Annotated in this window: 13 protein-coding genes; 10 read left to right on the top strand and 3 right to left on the bottom strand. The window is 52.8% G+C overall.

The features are described from left to right. Positions 1 to 101 precede the first annotated feature (101 nt). Positions 102 to 713, top strand: coding sequence for a fused MFS/spermidine synthase (locus tag BMZ24_RS19065; RefSeq protein ID WP_092194673.1), 612 nt, complete (start codon positions 102 to 104; stop codon positions 711 to 713). A gap of 34 nt (positions 714 to 747) precedes the next feature. Here BMZ24_RS19065 and BMZ24_RS19060 read toward each other — a convergent pair whose 3' ends face one another. Together BMZ24_RS19060 and BMZ24_RS19055 are read right to left on the bottom strand one after the other, a co-directional pair. Next, positions 748 to 1,818, bottom strand: coding sequence for an AI-2E family transporter (locus BMZ24_RS19060; protein WP_092194675.1), 1,071 nt, complete (start codon positions 1,816 to 1,818; stop codon positions 748 to 750). 175 nt (positions 1,819 to 1,993) lie between these two features. Further along, positions 1,994 to 2,527, bottom strand: a complete 534-nt coding sequence (locus BMZ24_RS19055; RefSeq protein WP_244150427.1) for a sodium:calcium antiporter — start codon at positions 2,525 to 2,527, stop codon at positions 1,994 to 1,996. A gap of 600 nt (positions 2,528 to 3,127) precedes the next feature. Here BMZ24_RS19055 and BMZ24_RS19050 point away from each other — a divergent pair. Both BMZ24_RS19050 and BMZ24_RS19045 read left to right on the top strand, forming a co-directional pair. Next, positions 3,128 to 3,580, top strand: a complete 453-nt coding sequence (locus BMZ24_RS19050) for a CesT family type III secretion system chaperone (protein ID WP_092194671.1) — start codon at positions 3,128 to 3,130, stop codon at positions 3,578 to 3,580. Positions 3,581 to 3,699: 119 nt separating this feature from the next. After that, a complete protein-coding gene (locus BMZ24_RS19045) occupies positions 3,700 to 5,820 on the top strand; it encodes a hypothetical protein (RefSeq protein ID WP_092194669.1) in 2,121 nt (706 codons plus the stop codon). A 321-nt stretch (positions 5,821 to 6,141) separates the two neighbouring features. Here BMZ24_RS19045 and BMZ24_RS19855 read toward each other — a convergent pair whose 3' ends face one another. Continuing rightward, a complete protein-coding gene (locus tag BMZ24_RS19855) occupies positions 6,142 to 7,635 on the bottom strand; it encodes a cache domain-containing protein (RefSeq protein WP_092194667.1) in 1,494 nt (497 codons plus the stop codon). A 1,112-nt stretch (positions 7,636 to 8,747) separates the two neighbouring features. On the opposite strand from BMZ24_RS19855, the gene BMZ24_RS19035 reads away from it, so the two are divergent. The 7 genes from BMZ24_RS19035 to BMZ24_RS19005 all read left to right on the top strand — a co-directional run bounded on the left by BMZ24_RS19035 (position 8,748) and on the right by BMZ24_RS19005 (position 18,522). Continuing rightward, positions 8,748 to 10,331 carry a class I SAM-dependent DNA methyltransferase gene (locus BMZ24_RS19035; RefSeq protein ID WP_092194665.1) on the top strand — a complete coding sequence of 528 codons (1,584 nt, stop codon included), beginning with the start codon at positions 8,748 to 8,750 and terminating at the stop codon, positions 10,329 to 10,331. Next, positions 10,321 to 11,622, top strand: a complete 1,302-nt coding sequence (locus tag BMZ24_RS19030) for a restriction endonuclease subunit S (protein WP_092194663.1) — start codon at positions 10,321 to 10,323, stop codon at positions 11,620 to 11,622. The genes BMZ24_RS19035 and BMZ24_RS19030 overlap by 11 nt, the downstream gene beginning before the upstream one ends. A gap of 20 nt (positions 11,623 to 11,642) precedes the next feature. Beyond that, complete coding sequence (locus BMZ24_RS19025; protein ID WP_092194661.1) at positions 11,643 to 13,907, top strand: ATP-binding protein; 2,265 nt, start codon at positions 11,643 to 11,645, stop codon at positions 13,905 to 13,907. Next, the gene (locus tag BMZ24_RS19020; RefSeq protein ID WP_092194659.1) at positions 13,904 to 14,143 is read left to right on the top strand and encodes a hypothetical protein; all 240 of its coding nucleotides are present in this window, start codon (positions 13,904 to 13,906) and stop codon (positions 14,141 to 14,143) included. Before BMZ24_RS19025 ends, BMZ24_RS19020 begins: the two co-directional genes overlap by 4 nt. Positions 14,144 to 14,147: 4 nt before the next feature. Continuing rightward, positions 14,148 to 14,588: a virulence RhuM family protein gene (locus BMZ24_RS19015; protein ID WP_092194657.1), complete on the top strand. Its 441-nt coding sequence runs from the start codon at positions 14,148 to 14,150 to the stop codon at positions 14,586 to 14,588. 12 nt (positions 14,589 to 14,600) lie between these two features. Beyond that, on the top strand, positions 14,601 to 17,777 hold the full coding sequence (locus BMZ24_RS19010; RefSeq protein WP_092194655.1) for a type I restriction endonuclease subunit R: 3,177 nt from the start codon (positions 14,601 to 14,603) through the stop codon (positions 17,775 to 17,777). Between the two features lie 61 nt (positions 17,778 to 17,838). Next, the gene (locus BMZ24_RS19005) at positions 17,839 to 18,522 is read left to right on the top strand and encodes a DUF6946 family protein (RefSeq protein WP_092194653.1); all 684 of its coding nucleotides are present in this window, start codon (positions 17,839 to 17,841) and stop codon (positions 18,520 to 18,522) included. Positions 18,523 to 18,647 lie beyond the last annotated feature (125 nt).

The raw sequence follows: 18,647 nt of genomic DNA, 5'->3' as shown, positions 1-18,647 counted from the left end.
GCATTTTTCACTGCATTACTGGTTATTCGAAATACGTTATTTCCGAGTAAATTTCAATTTATTTCAGTATATTGTCATATTTTCAGGGTCGACTACATAGCATGCGACATGCCTTCGATTTCCTCGTCTACAGCGTGGCTTTTCTGTCCGGCGGGGTTCTGCTTGGGCTGGAAATTGTTGCCAGTCGGATACTGGCCCCGTATTTCGGTAATTCTGTCTATGTCTGGGGAAGCCTGATCAGCGTCTTTCTGTTGGCCCTCAGTATCGGCTACTGGCTCGGAGGGGGGCTGGCCGACAGACGCCCGAGTCTGGTGGTACTGGCCAAGATACTGGCCTCTGCCGCGGTCTGCATTCTGGTCCTTCCGCTCGTCTATCTGCCGGTCGGTAGATATGTCGCGGATTTGGGTTTTGAATTTCGGTTTTCCGTACTCCTGATCAGCGTGGTGTTCTTTTTGGTGCCGTCGGTGCTCATGGGCATGGTTTCGCCTTTTGTGATCAAATTGAGCGCTACAGGACTGGATGAAATAGGCCGAACGGCTGGTCGGGTGTATGCTGTTTCGACTTTGGGAAGCATTTCCGGAGCCATCGCTGTTTCGTTTTTTTTCATTCAATGGCTTGGAACTCGTGCCATAGTCGTTGTTCTTGGTCTTATTCTCTTGTTTCTCGCCGTAAGCTGTATGGCTTATGAAAGAAAATTTCCCGATTCAATATAATAAGATATGTAATTAGTTATTCCGTGCTGGAATTTCATGATTTTGAAGTGTTGAATTCCCGTATGAAAATTTCCCAAAATGCAATGAAAAGTGCAGCAACCAAGGGTCCAAGAACAAATCCGTTCATTCCGAACAATGAAAAACCGCCGAGCGTCGAAAGCAGAACTATATAGTCAGGCAATTTTGTATCGCGCCCGACCAGAAGCGGTCGCAGAATATTATCGGCCAATCCGATAACGCCGGCTCCATATGCTACCAGGATCACTCCGTGGGGCCAGTCACCAATAGCGAACAGGTAAATAGCGACAGGCCCCCAGATCAATCCGGCTCCAATGACTGGTATTAAAGAGAGTAGCGTCATCACGACTCCCCACAACAACGCTCCGTGAATATCGAGAACCCAGAAAATAAATCCTCCCAAGATTCCCTGAACGGCTGCAACAAGCAGATTGCCTTTCACTGTCGCACGCACGACTTCGGCAAACTTGTTAAAGAGCAAATACTCACGCTCATTCCCCAAGGGTAAGGCACGAACAAGTGTCGCTACAAGTTTGTCCCCGTCTCGAAGCATGAAAAAAGCCATATAAAGCATCAATCCAAGAGCTACAAAAAACTGTAAAGTCCCCTGTCCAAGCGCAAGCGCGTTTTGAGCGATATAACCACTAGAAGTGAGAGCGAAATCAGAAAGTTGTGACTGAATGCTATTGATATCAAGGTCAAATCGGTCAAAAAAGCTTTTTATGCCTGGAAAAGCTGTTTGAACTTTATCAATACGATCTGCAATATCAAATTCTCCGCTTTTGAGACGGTTGTAAAGACTTGCTCCTTCTCGAAAAAAGGAGATGATAATAAACAATGAGGGGATGATACCGATTACAAAGCAAATCAATAATGTCCCCAGTGCCGCCAGATTGGGCTTTTGTTTTCCCATTCTGAGCAGACGTTGGTACATAGGTGAAAAAATCAAACCAATGATACATGCCCAAAAGATCGCTCCCCAGAAAGGCAAGAGCAAGAGTACAAAAAGCAGGCTCACGAGCACAAGCATCATGAGAAAAGTGAATTTTTCCAGTCGGCTCTGCTCTGATTTTTGAATTTGAGACATATCGTTCGCATCCTTGGGTAACATATGAGTTCAAATAGCAATAATTTGTATCTGGTTTCCCTATGCAGTTACGGTTTTCAAACCGGGAGTCGGATCGGCCTATGCCCGTTGTCAGAAAGCCGTGCTGATCAGGTAGGTCGTGTATCCCGTGTAACAGGCCAAGAGTAGCACGCCCTCAATGCGGTTGATACGGCCTGGCCCCCGGAACCCGTAGCCAATGACGAACAGCAACAGGGTCAGTGCGGTCATTACCATTTTTGTTCTTCAACCCTTGCCAGATGGTCCAGGCCATAAGCCCGACAAACACAGCAAGCAACACTAAGGCATCGAACTGCGAAATTTCACCATCCTTGAGTTGCCATGCTGCGATAATGGTCACAACCGCGAGAATGGGCAACTCCTTGCGCAAAACATTTGAATGTACGGCGATAGGGCTGATAAGCGCCGTGATCCCCAAGATTAGCGCTATATTGGTGATGTTGGAGCCGTAGGCGTTACCAAGCGCAATTCCAGGGGTACCCTGCAAGGCGGCCAGGGCTGAAACCACCATTTCAGGTGCGGAGGTGCCGAAGCCGACAATAACCATACCGATCAAAAGCGGCGGCATATCAAAATAACGGGCGACAGAGGCTGAGCCCTCGACAAAGCGGTCGGCGCTCCAGACCAGAAGAGCCAGACCAAAAACAACAGCGATAAAAGCGAGTGTCATATGAAATTGGAGTTCCTTGAAAACCAATAAACCAGATCTTTTGGGTGGATACGGATCGATTCCATGGCTGTCTTTGTTCTAAGCAGCTAATGAAGAAGTCCCAGAAGGAGGAACCCCGCTGGTATCACGTGATTCTGAGCGGAAAAGAGCTGACCTTTGCCCCCACCGGCGGCACGAGGAGCAAAAGTGACTTTACCGTCCCTGTCACCAACAAAAATGAAACTGCCCGCTTTCCGATGGTTTAGACGTAAGCGCTCAGGCCCGCATCTTTCACGGACGTCTCTGATCTGCGATAGAAGCAAGAGTCTTTACTTTTTGCGCAGCTTGACCATGCGAATGACGGGGATGTGTTTGCAAATCTTGGAGGTCAGGGCTGGCATGGCGAACCAACTATCACGGACCAGCTTCTTTGGCTAACTTGGTCTGTAGTGGGGGAATCCCATAAGTTTCAGTACTGAGAATCCAGGCAGATTTGATTCGATTTTATTTTGACAATCTAGAACTATTTGTTCAAAAAAACTGAATATTTTTGCATGTGTGTATGGCTTTGTCATAGCCACATGGTGTTGCTTCAGGCATATTGAAATTCCGGGAGGGATAATGGACACAGTTGAAAAAGCGCTTGGCGCGTTCGGTGAACAAATGGGCATTCCCAGTCTTGCTTTTGACGCTTCGGGTGCCTGTGCGCTCAGCTTCGACGATGTAGTGGTGAACCTTGAACTGGTGCGCGACAAGGAGCGACTTTTCGCGTTCACCGTCATCACCACGTTGCCGGATGAAAGTGCTGTAGCGGCGGCCCTGTGCCAGTATGGACTTGAACAGAACCTTGGTCTGGCCATAAGCGGTGCGGGCATTGTAGGGTTGAGCCAACAACATGGGCTGATCTATGCCAACTCTGTTGGCCTAGATGCACTTGCTCTTGGCGGTCTGGAGGCATTTCTCGAAAGCCATGTGAACACCGCCGAAGGCCTGCGCGAGGCCGCACGTGAAATAGGAGCCGAAACTCCTGGTGCGGACAGCGCGTATCTGTCCGGCATGGCACTCCGGGTCTGATTCAGACGCATTGGCATGATTTTCGTAGTCACCAGGCTGGTTACGAAGGGTAGCGCTGTGCCTCTTGCCATTGCCTAAAAAAAGTACGTTCACACTACATACCAGCAAGGAAGGTTGCCATGGTTGTCGATTTTCAAGCCTTGGGAGCAATGCGAAGCCAGTTTGAGGCCATCGGAGCGGAGCACGTAAAGACCGAGGGTGATGCCCTTGTCGCAGGCACCCGCAACGCATTCGGTCGGGCCGTCAACTGGATCAAGTCTGTCGGCAACAGCCAAACGGCCCAGAGTAATAGGCAGGTCGTGGGCAATCTCGTTGCGCAGTTGCGCGATGTTGGTGTCAGCAACAACACCCTTGATGTGGCTCAAAAGCTGCTTTCGGCCCACAGTGCCCCAGGCAAGCCCATTTCGGGCCGCGCGATGGCACAGGCCACCGCCACGGTCATACGGATGGCCAGTGAAGAACAAGCCGTTTCATCGAATCTTGATATCAACATTGCGGGCCTCAAAGAAAGGCTGGAACAGGATTTCGACGCCATATTCACTGGATGGGCGGAAAGGTTCGGCATGGCGGACATCCCTCTCGCACCGCAAGACCGGCAACAGTTGATGGATACCCTGCAGACAAAATGTCGCCAATGGGGCGAAAGACATGGAATGCATGCCCCGGGTCTTTCGGATGCCCGGGAAATGCTGAGCGAGGCGTGCCGCGTTCAATGTCTTGCCAAGCTTGACGGGGCTATGGCTGCCCAACTGAACGTCGTGGGCAATCATTCAACGCCTGATGCCCCTCTGTGTCAGCGGTTACATGACACCATGCAGGCCCGGGGGATGGATTTTGAGTTTACTCCCGCCGATCTGGGTAAGCTTTATAAGAGTATGGAAAGTCGTTTTAACGTTGAGTTTAAGATCAAGAACACCCATCCGCCTACCAGCGAGGAAGCCATTGCAGTAGCTGACAAAGTTATAAACGATTTTCTGAACACCATAGCAGAGGTCGACAACAACGCAACGCTGACGGTCGAGCAACGTGCTGTGGCCCGCAATGCTATTATCGAATTTCCAAGTACCATCAATACAGGAATGGTCAAATCGATATGCGAGTGCATCGGGCAGGTCTCGCATTCAATTGAACAGCTCGCGGCTGGCCCGTTGCCCGGTCAAGACACTCACTCCGCAATCAGCAGTCTGGCCCAAGCCATCAGGACAGCAGTCGACCAGCCGGGGGGTGATCCCAATGCTCCCAAGTTGCGACCGGGTCTTGAAGGTGCTGACGAAGTTGCAACCGTTCGTGATCTTTCTATCAACATCGGCGCCAAGCTTGCGCATATTCCTGAAGGACAGACTCCCGCTTCTGTACTCGCCCGGCTTGTCGAGCCTCAGAGCGACTTCGTTGCCCTGCGTTTCGCACTGGCGCATGGGGAAACCAACAATAGACGACTTGCCGATGAACGCGATGGGGCGTACCTGCTCCTCAATTCCCTGGCAAAGATGGCAGGAATTGACTCCCTCGCGTCCAGCCTTGCGTTGCAGAGTCCCGGCGTCGGGCAATTGAGCATGGCGCAGATCCGCGCCGCGATTCCAGCCAACGTTCATACTGTAGGTTGGTATAACGCGCGACAGGACGTGAACCTGGCGCAACTCGGTCAGAAGGTGACCGACGGAATAGTGAAGTTCGCCAAGACTAATGACTACGGCGGTGTGACTATACCGGGCGGTTCACGTGAATTCCAGGCAGAATATATGGATAAATTCGGAACGCAGTTTCTTAAGGACTTCTTCAGAAACGGCATAGAGGTTGATGGGCGTCTCTACGGTGCAACGGGTACCAACAACGGTGACGCCATGCAGCGTGAACTGCGAGGGTTGGCCGAAGCCTTTACCAGTACTGAAATGGCGGGCAAGGTGACGTATTCGTTGCATCAGGCGATGGGGGCAGACGTGCTGACAGGCATGCTCAAGGATCCTGCTCTTGCCGATGTCGGTATGGAGTCAATTTCCTCACCGGGGGTGAAGACCGTTGAAGAGAATAGTATTTCGATTACAACTCTTCCCGGTGGTGAATACAAAGTCGCTTACGACTTCAGGCTTCAGTATGGTTGCCGTACCATGGGCAATGAGGTCTCCGAAGCCCGTGGCATGAATGCCCATGCCGATATTCGTATCAACATGAGCCAGCCTGAAATATCCGTGCAGATGGATAGCTACGACATCATGCTCAGCCAGAATCACCCTGGGCGATAAGCCCGTGCCGCGCAGTGCGATCCGGTCATGCATGGCTGTACAAGCAATCCTACAGGAAGAGGTGTGCTCAAGTCCATCCAAGTATGGATATGAACGATGCTTGGCGCTGGCGCTTTCCTGGGTAATGCGCAGGAAAGCTCTGGGTGCCGTCCTGTGCTGCCTAGATGGCACAACGTCCGGCGCAGGAAGATGGTGCGAGAATGAGCGGATTACCGTTAATGCGCTATCATCATTGAATTAGTCTTTGGGGAAGCTGCTGGGCGTTTGACTTTCAGTCGTTTATTTGCCGTTTTTGGATGTTCGCCTTGTATTTCATGAGAATCATTCCGGCGGGCCTTGGGCGATGATTGTCTCCATGAGTTTCCCAAGGTTGACTGCGTCTTCGATATTGTGTGCGCCCAAAGGCTTGAGGTCAGGGCCGGTCCAGGTGATCACGGTGCCTTCGCAATCGTAGCGGATTTCGCCGGTTCGGGCCTGCGGACATGAGAGAACGTTGATCTGGGAAAGCAGATACCCTCTGTCCAGGATCTGATCCAGCGAGCCCTCCAGACCGTCCAGATGCGGGGCCACGATCAGGAAGGACAACTCACGCTTCCCGCTACGGGATACATCGAAACGCTCTATGTTTTCGAGGATTTGATCCAACAGGTTGGTTTCCGTTCCGCCATATGTCTGGTCTTTGTTGCTTACATGCGCCAGATAGGCGAATTCACCGGGCGGGACGGCAAGAAAGCCCGTACAGGTCGATATGCCGAAGGTCCGAAGGCCCTGGCTGCGTTCGGCTCGGTAGAATTCGTCCATGTCCACCCGGACGGCCGTTTTTTTGGCCCTTTGCGCCGGTGGATTCATCGCCGGACAGGATTGCTTGGCCATCGCCTGGAGCAGTCGCTGGGTATAGTACCGCTCATGCAGGGCGAATTCCCTGGTGACAACCTCGTCTTTGTCCACCTTGGCCACCACCAGCCACCGCGTCCCCTTAAAATTCACTACCTGAAAAGTCGTAAGGCATTCCTGCCCACGGTAGTCTGTTACCTCCATGCGTCCTTGGCCCTGGGCGAACTTTGACGGCACATTGGAAAAGTTCAGATGTGCCCGGAGTACACTCGAATCGCCGAAGAACTGGGAATCCGTGAGCATGATGCCCTTTTCGTTGACGAGAAGGGTTTCCATGGTTTCGTACTCTTCTCCGGTCGGGGCGAACAGGGCGTTGATCTTGTTGACCGAACACTGCAAGGCGATCCATCCCAGCAATTGATCCTGTTTCAGGATTGGCTCCACCAGGAAGGCCGCGGGTTCGGATGACGGCGTATAGTCGTGGTAGTCGATGAACACCTCGCTCTTTGGATGCCGACGTATGCAGGCGCCCAGGGGCGAGGAGGCCGCCTCTCCCGCGGTCAGGGTTGTCTTGAGGTCGTTTTCTCCCCGCAGACTGTGGACCACGGCTCCGGTCGTGTCGATGAAAAGAATGTCGTAGAAAAGGTAATAATTCTCCATGTAATATCGGCGAAAACTTTCCTTCATCTCGGAAATCTTGACTTCAAAATCGCCGTCGACCGCCCCCTGGCGCTGAGCCTGGGCATGGAACGCCGAGAGTTCAAGCACGGACACGATCACCTTGTCCGTGGCCGCCGCACGGGCTTTTTCCTCGAGTCGGCCGAGGACGTTTTCCAGCTGGGTTACCCGTTGGGTCCGCAACACTTGCAGGTCCGCATAGGGCCACGCGAAAGGCTCGTGCATGGAATTCGCCGGACCGCTCAAGAACAGCGAACCCAGAATGAACAACAACGTGCCAGCCAAACAGAACAGTTTATTCATCCGTAAATCTCCTCTTTGCCTCGTCACTATTGAGCTTATGTCAGTGCAGACGACACTGCAAAAAGTCGCAAAAGAATCCGAGTGTCATTCCCGCGAACGTGTGCTCAGCATGGGTAGGAGGTCCATGTCGGGCAATAGTGCGAAATCCTTTCTTTTCAGATAGTTAAAAAGGCATGGATCCCCTTCTACAAGGGGATGACGACTTTTTGCAGTGACCTCAGTACAGGGTTTATGGTCGGTATCAGCCAAGCCGGGTCGTTGATACGTGATGACAACATATCCGTTGCGAAGGTTCAGGGCTTTTAATGGCTATTTTTTGTAGAAATAGTTGATGATCCAAGTCCAATATTTCAACTATTTGGCATTGTAAGCAAGGCGTGCGCTGCTGTAAAGTTTCCTGTTTTAAAGCAGCCAGGAGTAGAGACTCCGAGTTGAATTTTGGTTGCTGCCTCTCTTCGTTGTACACTTGAAGGAAAGTCTTCGTGACTTTTCTGACATATGAAAAGCTGTTGAAGAGACAATACTGCAAAAAATCGCGAAAGAATGCGTGTTATTCTCGCGAGCGTTTGCTCAGCGTGGGTAGGCTGGTCATGTCGGGTAATAGTGTGAAATCAATTCTTTTCAGATAGTTAAAAAGGAATTGATCACCTTCTTCAAGAGGATGACGACTTTTTGCAGTACTGTGATTAAGGATTTGAGTGACGCCACGTCCAAGCGGCAGTTATTTTCGACATCTTCAAGATCAAGCAAAGACTGCGCTCTGTACAGGAAGGGCTCGTATGAGCATGGATCGGGTCATCGCATTTATGTGAGACGTGGCAATATGATCTACAGGATTCCGGCTGCTGCGATGTTTGGGCAGCCGGAATTAATCTTTTTTTGAGTACTGCATTGAACATGTTGCGGATCAATTTCCTGAATTTTCGAAATTACCTACCTATATCCTCCGGAACGTCGGGATATCTATCTACGTAGTCTGCAACTCCGTGAAATTATGTCTTGTGTCATACACGTGCTCTGCGTTATGGCCCTGAAAGTTTTGTTGACAGGCGCGACTCTGACGTCGCCTTTGTGAGTTTTAACCGCATCATTTTCCCGGAGATTGGATTTTCATGGCTCGTCCCAAAAAAAATGACACCAAACCCACGGCCAATCTTGGTTTCGAGGCCAAGCTCTGGCTCGCTGCCGACAAGCTGCGCAACAATATGGACGCGGCGGAATACAAGCACGTTGTCCTTGGGCTTATTTTTCTCAAATATATTTCAGACAGTTTTGAAGAGCACCGCGCCAAGCTGATCGCAGGCGTTGGTGATTATGAAGGCGCGAACGCCGAAGATCCGGATGAATACAAGGCCGAGAATGTTTTCTGGGTCCCTGCGGATGCCCGGTGGTCCCATCTCCAGGCCAACGCCAAGCAGCCCGGCATTGGCAAGATCGTGGATGATGCCATGGTCGCCATCGAGCGTGACAATCCGCGTTTGAAAGGCGTCTTGCCCAAGGACTACGCCAGGCCCGGTCTCGATAAGCACAGGCTTGGCGAACTCATCGACCTGATCGCCACCATCACCCTCACGGCAGCCAGCGAGGGTGAACAGACGCACCGTTCCGTTGATCTGCTCGGGCGCGTGTACGAGTATTTCCTGACCCGCTTTGCCAGCGCCGAGGGCAAGAACGGCGGACAGTTCTACACGCCATCCTGTGTCGTGCGCTGTCTGGTCGAGATGCTCGCGCCATATAAAGGCCGCATTTATGACCCCTGTTGCGGTTCCGGCGGCATGTTCGTGCAGTCCGAGAAATTCGTGGAAGCCCACGGCGGCAGAGTTGGGGACATCAGCATTTACGGACAGGAGAGCAATTCAACCACTCGCCGCCTGGCCGTCATGAACCTGGCCCTGCGCGGCATCGAGGCTGATTTTGGCCCTGAGCACGCCGACACCTTCCGCCGCGATCTGCATCCCGACCTAAGAGCCGACTATGTTCTGGCCAATCCGCCCTTCAATGATTCGGATTGGTTCCGCAAGGACGACGACGTGCGCTGGCAGTTCGGCATTCCGCCCAAGGGCAACGCCAACTTCGCCTGGGTGCAGCACTTTATCCACCATCTTGCGCCCCAAGGCATGGCTGGTTTTGTCCTGGCCAATGGCAGCATGTCTTCCAATCAGTCAGGAGAGGGCGACATCCGCCGCGCCCTGATCGAGGCCGACCTCGTGGACTGCATGGTGGCGCTGCCCGGTCAGCTCTTCTACAGCACGCAGATTCCGGTCTGCTTGTGGTTCCTGACAAAAAACAAAGGAACCGACACCAAACGCGGGTTCCGCGACCGCCGCAAACACACCCTGTTCATAGACGCCCGCAAACTCGGTACCCTCATCGACCGCGTCCACCGCGAACTGACCGACGCCGATATGGAGAAAATCGCCGGCACCTATCACCGCTGGCGAGGAGACAACGGCGCAACCGAATACGAAGACATCGCCGGTTTCTGTAAATCCGCCACAACCGCCGATATTGCCGCGCATGGTTTTGTGTTGACGCCGGGGCGTTATGTTGGGGCGGAAGCGGTTGAAGATGATGGGGAACCTTTTGAGGAGAAGATGACGCGGTTGGTGGCGGAATTGAAGGGACAGTTCGAGGAGTCGGCGCGGTTGGAGGCGGCGATTAAGGCGAATTTGAAGGGGTTGGGTTATGGGGGGTGATTTCGTAATCGAATGCACTGTCGGTGAGGTTGCGGCATTAAGCCGCAATTCCCTTGTTGGTGGGCCATTCGGTTCTAACTTGGTTTCTTCCGATTACGTTCCGAGCGGGGTTCCAGTAATTCGTGGGACGAATATGGGGCACGGCAGGTGGGTTGATGGTGAATTCGCATATGTTACACCAGAAAAAGCTGACGAACTTGCCGCGAATTGCGCGAAGCGTGGCGATCTTGTTTTTACCCAACGCGGAACGCTCGGTCAGGTTGCTCTCGTTCCCCAGAGGGGCGCGGATCGTTACCTGATTTCACAAAGCCAGATGAAGCTCACCGTGGACTCTAAAAAAGCAGACGCACTGTTTCTCTATTACATTTTTACGAGTCCCGAACAGCAGGCTTATATCCGGCAGAACGCTATTCAGACAGGGGTCCCGCACACTAATCTTGGCATCCTCCGTAACACTCCTCTCACACTCCCTCCCCTCGCCGAGCAAAAAGCCATCGCGGCGGTACTTGGGGCGCTGGACGACAAGATCGAATTGAACCGGCGGATGAACGCGACGCTGGAGGCGATGGCGAGGGCGCTGTTCCAGAGCTGGTTTGTGGATTTCGACCCAGTCCGAGCCAAGCTTGATGGACGCCAGCCTGTGGGGATGGATGAGGCTACGGCGGCGTTGTTTCCGGATTCGTTTCAAGATTCTGAGGCTGGGCACATTCCAAATGGATGGGAGCCGTTGCGTTTGCCTGACGCTATAGAAGTGAACCCTCGTCGTTTGTTGAAAAAAGGCTCTGTCGCGCCTTATCTCGACATGAAAAACCTCCCGACACAGGGGCATTCTGCTGAGGAGGTAATTGACCGGGTATTCAGTTCAGGCACTAAGTTTCAAAACGGAGACACGCTCCTCGCCCGCATCACACCATGCTTGGAAAATGGTAAAACCGGATATGTGGATTTCCTTGATGATGGTCAAGTCGGATGGGGGTCAACAGAGTACATCGTTTTTACTCCGAAGTCACCGCTCCCCCCGCAGTTTGGCTATCTCCTCGCCCGTTCCGACGCGCTGCGCTCCCACGCTATACAAAATATGACCGGAACCAGCGGGCGTCAGCGCGTTCCGTCCGAGTGCTTTAATACGTTTTGGCTAGCTGTCCCGCCGTCTGAAGTTGCCCGGCGTTTCGACGAACTCACCTCGCCACTGATGGCGAAAATCAAAGCCAACTCCACAGAATCTCGTACCCTAGCCACTCTGCGCGACACGCTGCTGCCGAAGCTGCTGAGAGGGGAGTTGTCGATTTAAGAACTCAACATAGAGGCATCATGATTGAATCCATCACCATTGCGAACGTTGCGACCTATGCAGGAGCGCCTGAACAACTCGCCGGGTTGTCCCGATTCAATTTCTTATATGGCTCGAACGGGACTGGGAAAACGACTGTCAGTAGAGTTATCGCAAAAGAGACGGATTTCCCTTCCTGCCAAGTAAAATGGAAAGGCGGAACGAAGCTTCAACCAATGGTCTATAACCACGATTTCGTGGAACGAAACTTCCATCAGCTCCCCGAACTCAAAGGTGTTTTCACATTGGGCGAGAAGCAGAAGGACACGCTGACGAAAATTGAAACGGTCAAGGCAGAACAAGGCGCACTCACTGCAAAGATTGAAAACCTTACCCAATGTTTGACGAGCGCAGACGGCACGGCTGGCAAGAAGGTAGAGTTGGCAGCTCTCGAATCTGCTTTAAGAGAGAAGTGTTGGACGCTGAAGCAGAAGCTTGATGGACAGCATGTACAAGGTGCTTTCAAAGGCTACATGGGAAGCAAGGATAGTTTTAGATCGAAAATTCTTCAGGAACACGCCTCTAATGCGGCCACGCTCCTGCCGCAGACCGATTTGGAAAAAAAGGCGGCGAGCATCTTTGGTCCAACACCAATAACGGAGGCGTTTGTTGCCGCCATCGACACGACGAAGCTTCTTTCATGTGAAGCAGACCCGATTCTAAAGAAGCGTATTATTGGAAAGGATGATGTCGATATCGCTGCGATGATCAAGAAGCTCGGAAACAGCGATTGGGTTCGCGCTGGACGGGCGTTCTATGATGTGAATGAGGAAGTCTGTCCGTTCTGCCAACAAAAGACGACCGCAGCATTGAGGCGGAGCTTGGACGAATACTTTGACGAGGCATTTGTAAATGACAGCAAGGTAATCGATGATCTTGCCACTGACTACGCCACAGAGGCGAGGCGGTTACAGCAGCAGCTCGCCACAATCATCGCGTCTCCGTCAAAGTTCCTCGACGTTGAGAAGCTGAAGGCAGAGAAAGAACTCCTCGACACTAAAATTACGCTCAACAACCAACGTATTGCTGGAAAGAGGAAGGAAGCGAGTCAGGTAGTTGAATTGGAATCGCTGACTAATGTGACGACGGCAATCAAGGCTGTAATCGACGACGCCAACATTCAAGTTGCAGCCCATAACAAGGTGGTCGCAAACCTCGTGACCGAACGCACAATCCTGACATCACAAGTTTGGAGGTTTGCGCTAGAGGAGCTGAAGGCAGATCTCGACGCATTCAAGACGGCCAAAGAGGCTTTGGATAAAGCCATCACTGCAATGAAGGACCAGATTGAAAAAGCGACTGAAGAACGAAGGATTAAGGCCGCTGAAATTCGTGAGTTGGAAAAGCAGACAACGAGCGTTCAGCCCACTGTCGACGGCATCAATGAGTTACTCATTTCATTTGGCTTCCAAGGATTCAATCTCACCAGAACCGTGAGCGGGACATCTTACAAATTAGTACGCCCGGACGGTTCAGATGCAAAGGCGACGTTGAGCGAAGGAGAAAAGACCTTCGTCACCTTCCTTTACTTCTACCACCTACTTAAAGGCAGCGAGTCAGAGAGCGGGATGACGAACGACCGAATCGTTGTTTTCGACGACCCTGTCTCCAGTCTCGATAGCGACATCCTCTTCATTGTTAGTAGTCTCATCAAAAATGTCTTTGATGAAGTCCGGGAAGGAACAGGGTACATTAAGCAAGTTTTCGTGCTCACGCATAACGTATATTTTCATAAGGAAGTGACCTTCAATCCAGACCGTCGGAAGGTGGCGATGGGCGAGGAGACGTTTTGGGTGGTTCGTAAATCGGATCTAGTTTCTAAAATCGAGAAGCATAATACCAACCCCAACAAAACTTCTTATGAGTTGCTATGGTCCGAAGTTCGCAGGACAGACCGCTCGAACCTGACGATTCAAAATACTTTAAGAAGGATTCTTGAGAACTACTTCAAGATTCTCGGCGGCGCCGATCCCGACAAGATTTGCGGAATGTTTGAGGGTAAAGAGAAGCTCATCTGCAAATCGCTCTTTTCGTGGGTCAATGACGGTTCGCATTTTGTCCTCGATGATCTCTATGTTTCAATGGATAGCTCAATGGTAGAAATTTACCTCAAAGTTTTTCGTGAGATATTCAAGAAATCGGACCACCTTGCTCACTACAAAATGATGATGGGTGACGCATTCGTGGATGATGCTCCAGTTTTCGAGGCTACAGCTCCAGTAGCATTTCCAATTGCACAGCCATGAGTCTCAACGAATCCATCATCGAAGACGCCGTACTCGAATGGTTCGAGGAACTGGGTTACGCAACCTCCCACGGCCCGATGCTCGCGCCCGACGAACCTGCAACGGAACGTGATTCGTTTACTGACCTGCTGCTTATCGCACGCCAGCGTGAAGCCATACGGCATCTGCACCCGGCCATGCCCAAAGAGGTGCATGCAACTATTCAGCGTTTCAAGTTTGGTTGGGGAGGAGTCTGAATTTATGAGTAAAAAAATATCCAATCCCGGTGGTCGCGCCAAAAAGGACACCGCAACCTCCCTGGTCCGTTCTTCGGCGGCTGAATACCTCACCTTTGTGGCTGCCGGAGGCGACTCGGATGTCAGTATCGAAATGCGCTACGAGGAAGAGAACATCTGGCTGACGCAGAAGATGATGGCCGCTCTTTACGATGTCTCCATCCCCGCCATCAACCAGCACCTGAAGCGCATTTTCAGCGACAACGAATTGGAGGAAACGGCAGTTTTTAAGCAGTACTTAACAACTGCCGCCGACCAGAAGAACTATGCGGCCCGTTTTGACAATCTCGTTGTCATCACTTCGGTGGGCTATCGGGTAAAAAGCGCCGTGCCCCCGCCCAGTGGATGCGGACTTCGAGCAGGCCACAATAGATTTGAAGAAATTGCCCTGGCCCAAGAAACCTAAGCCCCAACAGCCATGAACATCACCGAATCTCTCATCGAAGAAGCCTCCCTCCAATGGTTCGAGGAACTGGGCTATGCCGCCCTGCACGGCCCGATGCTCGCGCCCGGTGAGCTTGCGGCGGAGCGGGATTCGTTTGGTGATGTGGTGCTTTGTGCACGTCTGCGTGATACTATCAGACGTCTGAACCCGGCCATGCCCGAAGAGGCGCGGGAAGATGCCCTGCGCAAGGTTTTACTGGTGGCAACGCCGTCAATGACTCAGACGAATCGCGCGTTTCACAAAATGCTCCGTGACGGAGTGCCGGTGGAGTATTCGCGGTCCGATGGCAGCATCGCGGGTGACCATGCGCGACTGGTAAATTTTGAAGATGTGCATGCCAATGATTGGCTGGCGGTGAACCAGTTCACGGTCATCGAAGGCCAGCATAACCGCAGGCCCGATATCGTGATCTTCGTCAACGGGCTCCCGCTGGGACTGATCGAACTCAAAAACGCGGCGGATGAGGACGCGACGATCTGGAGCGCTTATGCGCAGCTCCAAACCTACAAGGCGCAGATTCCTTCGTTGCTGCATTACAACGCGCTGCTTGTGGTCAGTGACGGCTTGCAGGCCCGCATGGGCTCGCTGACGGCGAATCAGGAATGGTTCAAGGTCTGGCGTACCATTGACGGGGAAACAGATGCGCCGAAGTCGGCTCTTGAACTTGAAGTGTTGGTACGCGGAGTGTTCGAGCGGCAGCGGTTTCTCGACCTGCTCCAGCATTTCATTGTTTTCGAAGAGGATCCGGACTCCGGTGCGCTGCACAAGATTATCGCGGGCTACCATCAGTTCCACGCTGTGAACGCGGCGGTGGAAGAGACCATTCGCGCCTCGCTCACTCCGCATGATTTCGCGGGAAAGAGCGCAACGCTCAGCGAGAGCGCAGGCACCTATTGGGCGGGACGCATGCATGGCGGCAAGCCGGGCGATCGGCGTGCGGGAGTTGTCTGGCACACTCAAGGTAGTGGCAAGAGTTTCACCATGCTGTTCTTTGCCGCTCGCGTGATCCGCGAGAGTGCGATGCAGAACCCGACCTTGGTAATCCTGACCGATCGCAACGACCTTGATGACCAGCTTTTCGGCCAATTTCAGCGCTGCCATGACATTCTCGGTCAGACTCCGGTGCAGGCTGCAAACCGTGAGAAGATGCGCGAATTGCTGGCCGTGGCGAGCGGGGGAGTGGTCTTCACCACGATCCAGAAATTTTTGCCCGAGCGGGGAGAGCGGATGCCCTGCTTGAGCGAACGCCGGAACATCATCGTCATTGCCGACGAAGCGCACCGCAGCCAATACGACCTTATCGACGGCCTGGCCCGGCACATGCGGGACGCCTTGCCAAACGCCTCCTTCATCGGTTTCACCGGCACGCCCATCGAGAAGACCGACGCCAACACGCGGGCGGTTTTTGGCGACTACATTTCCATCTACGACATCCAGCGTGCCGTTGCCGACAAGGCCACGGTGCCGATCTACTATGAAAGCCGCATCTCCAAGCTTGGCCTGAACGCCAGCGAACTGCCGACGCTCGATGCGGATTTTGAAGAGATCACCGAAGGCGAAGAAGAGACGAAGAAGGAAAAGCTCAAGTCCAAGTGGGCCGCGCTGGAAGCGTTGGTGGGAGATCCGAAACGCGTCGCTCTCATCGCCGCCGATCTGGTGGCGCATTTCGAGAAACGCGTGGAGGCCATGGACGGCAAGGCCATGATCGTGTGCATGAGCCGCCGCATCTGCGTGGATTTTTACGAGGCGCTCATCAAGCTTCGACCCGATTGGGCCAGCGACACGAATGACGACACCGAGGCCGAGAAAGGCAAAGACTGCGTGGTGAAGGTGGTGATGACCGGCAGTGCCGAAGACGGCCCGGACTGGCAGCCGCATATCCGCAACAAGGACAAACGCCGCAAACTGGCCAACCGTTTCAAGGACAGCAAAGACCCCTTCCGGATCGTGATCGTGCGCGACATGTGGCTGACCGGTTTTGACGCGCCATGCCTGCACACCATGTATGCCGACAAGCCCATGCAGGGGCACGGCCTCATGCAGGCCATCGCCCGCGTGAACCGTGTTTTTCGCGACAAGCCGGGCGGTCTGGTGGTGGATTATCTGGGGCTTGCCGATCAGCTCAAACATGCCCTCGCCAATTACACGGAGAGCGGCGGTAAAGGCGACCCGACGTTTGACACGAGGCAGGCCATCGCCGTGATGCTGGAAAAGCACAATATCGCCTGTGACATCATGCACGGTTTCAAATGGAAATTATGGACTACCGGCAAACCCTCCGAACGCCTTGCCCTCATCCCTGCCGGTCAGGAACATATCCTGAGCCAGGAAGATGGCAAGAAACGCTGGGTGCAGGTGGTGACCGAACTTTCCCGCGCCTTTGCCCTCTGCGCCGCGAGCGATGAAGCGACGGAGATCCGCGAAGACGTTTCCTTCTTCCAGGCCCTGCAAGCCGCGCTGAACAAGCAAAGCGGCACCAACCGCAAGACCCCCGAACAGGTCGACGCGGCCATCCGCCAGCTCGTCTCCAAAGCCATCACCACCGAAGGCCAGGTCATCGACGTCTTCACCGCCGCTGGACTCCCAAGGCCCGACATATCCATCCTGAGCGACCAATTCCTGGCCGAAGTGCGCGGCCTCAAACATAAGAACGTCGCCGCCGAGTTGCTGGAAAAACTGCTCAAGGATGAACTCAAAGTCCGGTCCAAACGGAACATCGTCCAGAGCCAGGTGTTCAGCGAAAAGCTCAAGAAGACGCTCAACGCCTATCATAACCGTGCCATCTCGACGATGGAGGTTATCGAAGAGCTCATCACGTTGGCCAAGGAAATGGAATCAGCGACAAAACGGGGTGAAAACCTCGGTCTAACTGATGACGAAATTGCGTTCTACGACGCACTCGCCGCCAACGAGTCCGCCGTGAAGGCCCTGGGTGACGACAAGTTGAAGGTCATCGCTACGGAACTCATCACCCAGATTCGCAAGAGCGTGACCATTGATTGGACGTTACGAGAAGGGGCGCGGGCGAAGATCCGCGTGATGGTCAAACGCATCCTGAACAAATACGGCTATCCACCGGACCTCCAGGCAGAGGCGGTCAAGACGGTGCTTATGCAGGCGGAGCTATTGTGCAAGGAGTGGGCGGCGTAACTGCTGTACACAATTTTAGCTCATTCAGTGATGCGTAAATGAACTCTGGGAGGAATCAAACATGGGCCGTATCCTCGCATTTACGTCTGACCCTCAAGACTGGAAGGACTTGTTGCCCGACCCAGGCAAACAATGGAAACGAGGCTATTCAGCTCGGACATTGGCCCATTGCTGGGAAGCTTCCGATGGATTTCCGCCTGAGGTGGCGAAGCCATTTGCGATGAACAATGAGCATTTGCTGGCAGAACTGACTCCGATCCTCGCAGTTCCTGAATTCAAGGTCTGCTTGCCCGGCGGCGTTCGGGCATCCCAAAATGATATTTTCGTTCTTGCCCGTTCCGTTGCAGGCCCAGTCGTTGTCATGGTGGAAGGCAAAGTGAATGAGTCCTTTGGCCCAACCGTTGATTCATGGCGAAAGGAAGCCTCTGTCGGAAAAAAGGCACGTCTGGAATACCTTTCACGCACACTCGGGCTTGAATCCAGCCTTCCCGCCCTGGTGCGATATCAACTTTTGCACAGAGCCGTGTCGGCCATAATCGTTGGAGAACAATACAGAGCCTCAGCCGCAGTGCTGGTGATCCACTCCTTTAGTCCCAAAAGTGCAGGTTGGAAGGATTATCAAGTTTTCACGCGATTGTTCAGTGTTGATGCTCAGATTGGTGCGATTCAGCGTCTTGGGTCGGCGATGCGCATTCCACTTTTTGGGGTATGGGTTGCTGGCAATACAGGATTTTTAGAGAAATGACCGTAATTTAATTTGCGCATCCTTTTTTATTTAGTCGACCCTGAAAATATGACAATATACTGAAATAAATTGAAATTTACTCGGAAATAACGTATTTCGAATAACCAGTAATGCAGTGAAAAATG

The sequence above is a fragment of the Desulfomicrobium norvegicum genome (assembly GCF_900114595.1).
Taxonomy (GTDB): domain Bacteria; phylum Desulfobacterota; class Desulfovibrionia; order Desulfovibrionales; family Desulfomicrobiaceae; genus Desulfomicrobium; species Desulfomicrobium macestii.
Note: the sequence above shows the minus strand (reverse complement) of the source record. Positions and strands in the feature narration are given on the sequence as shown.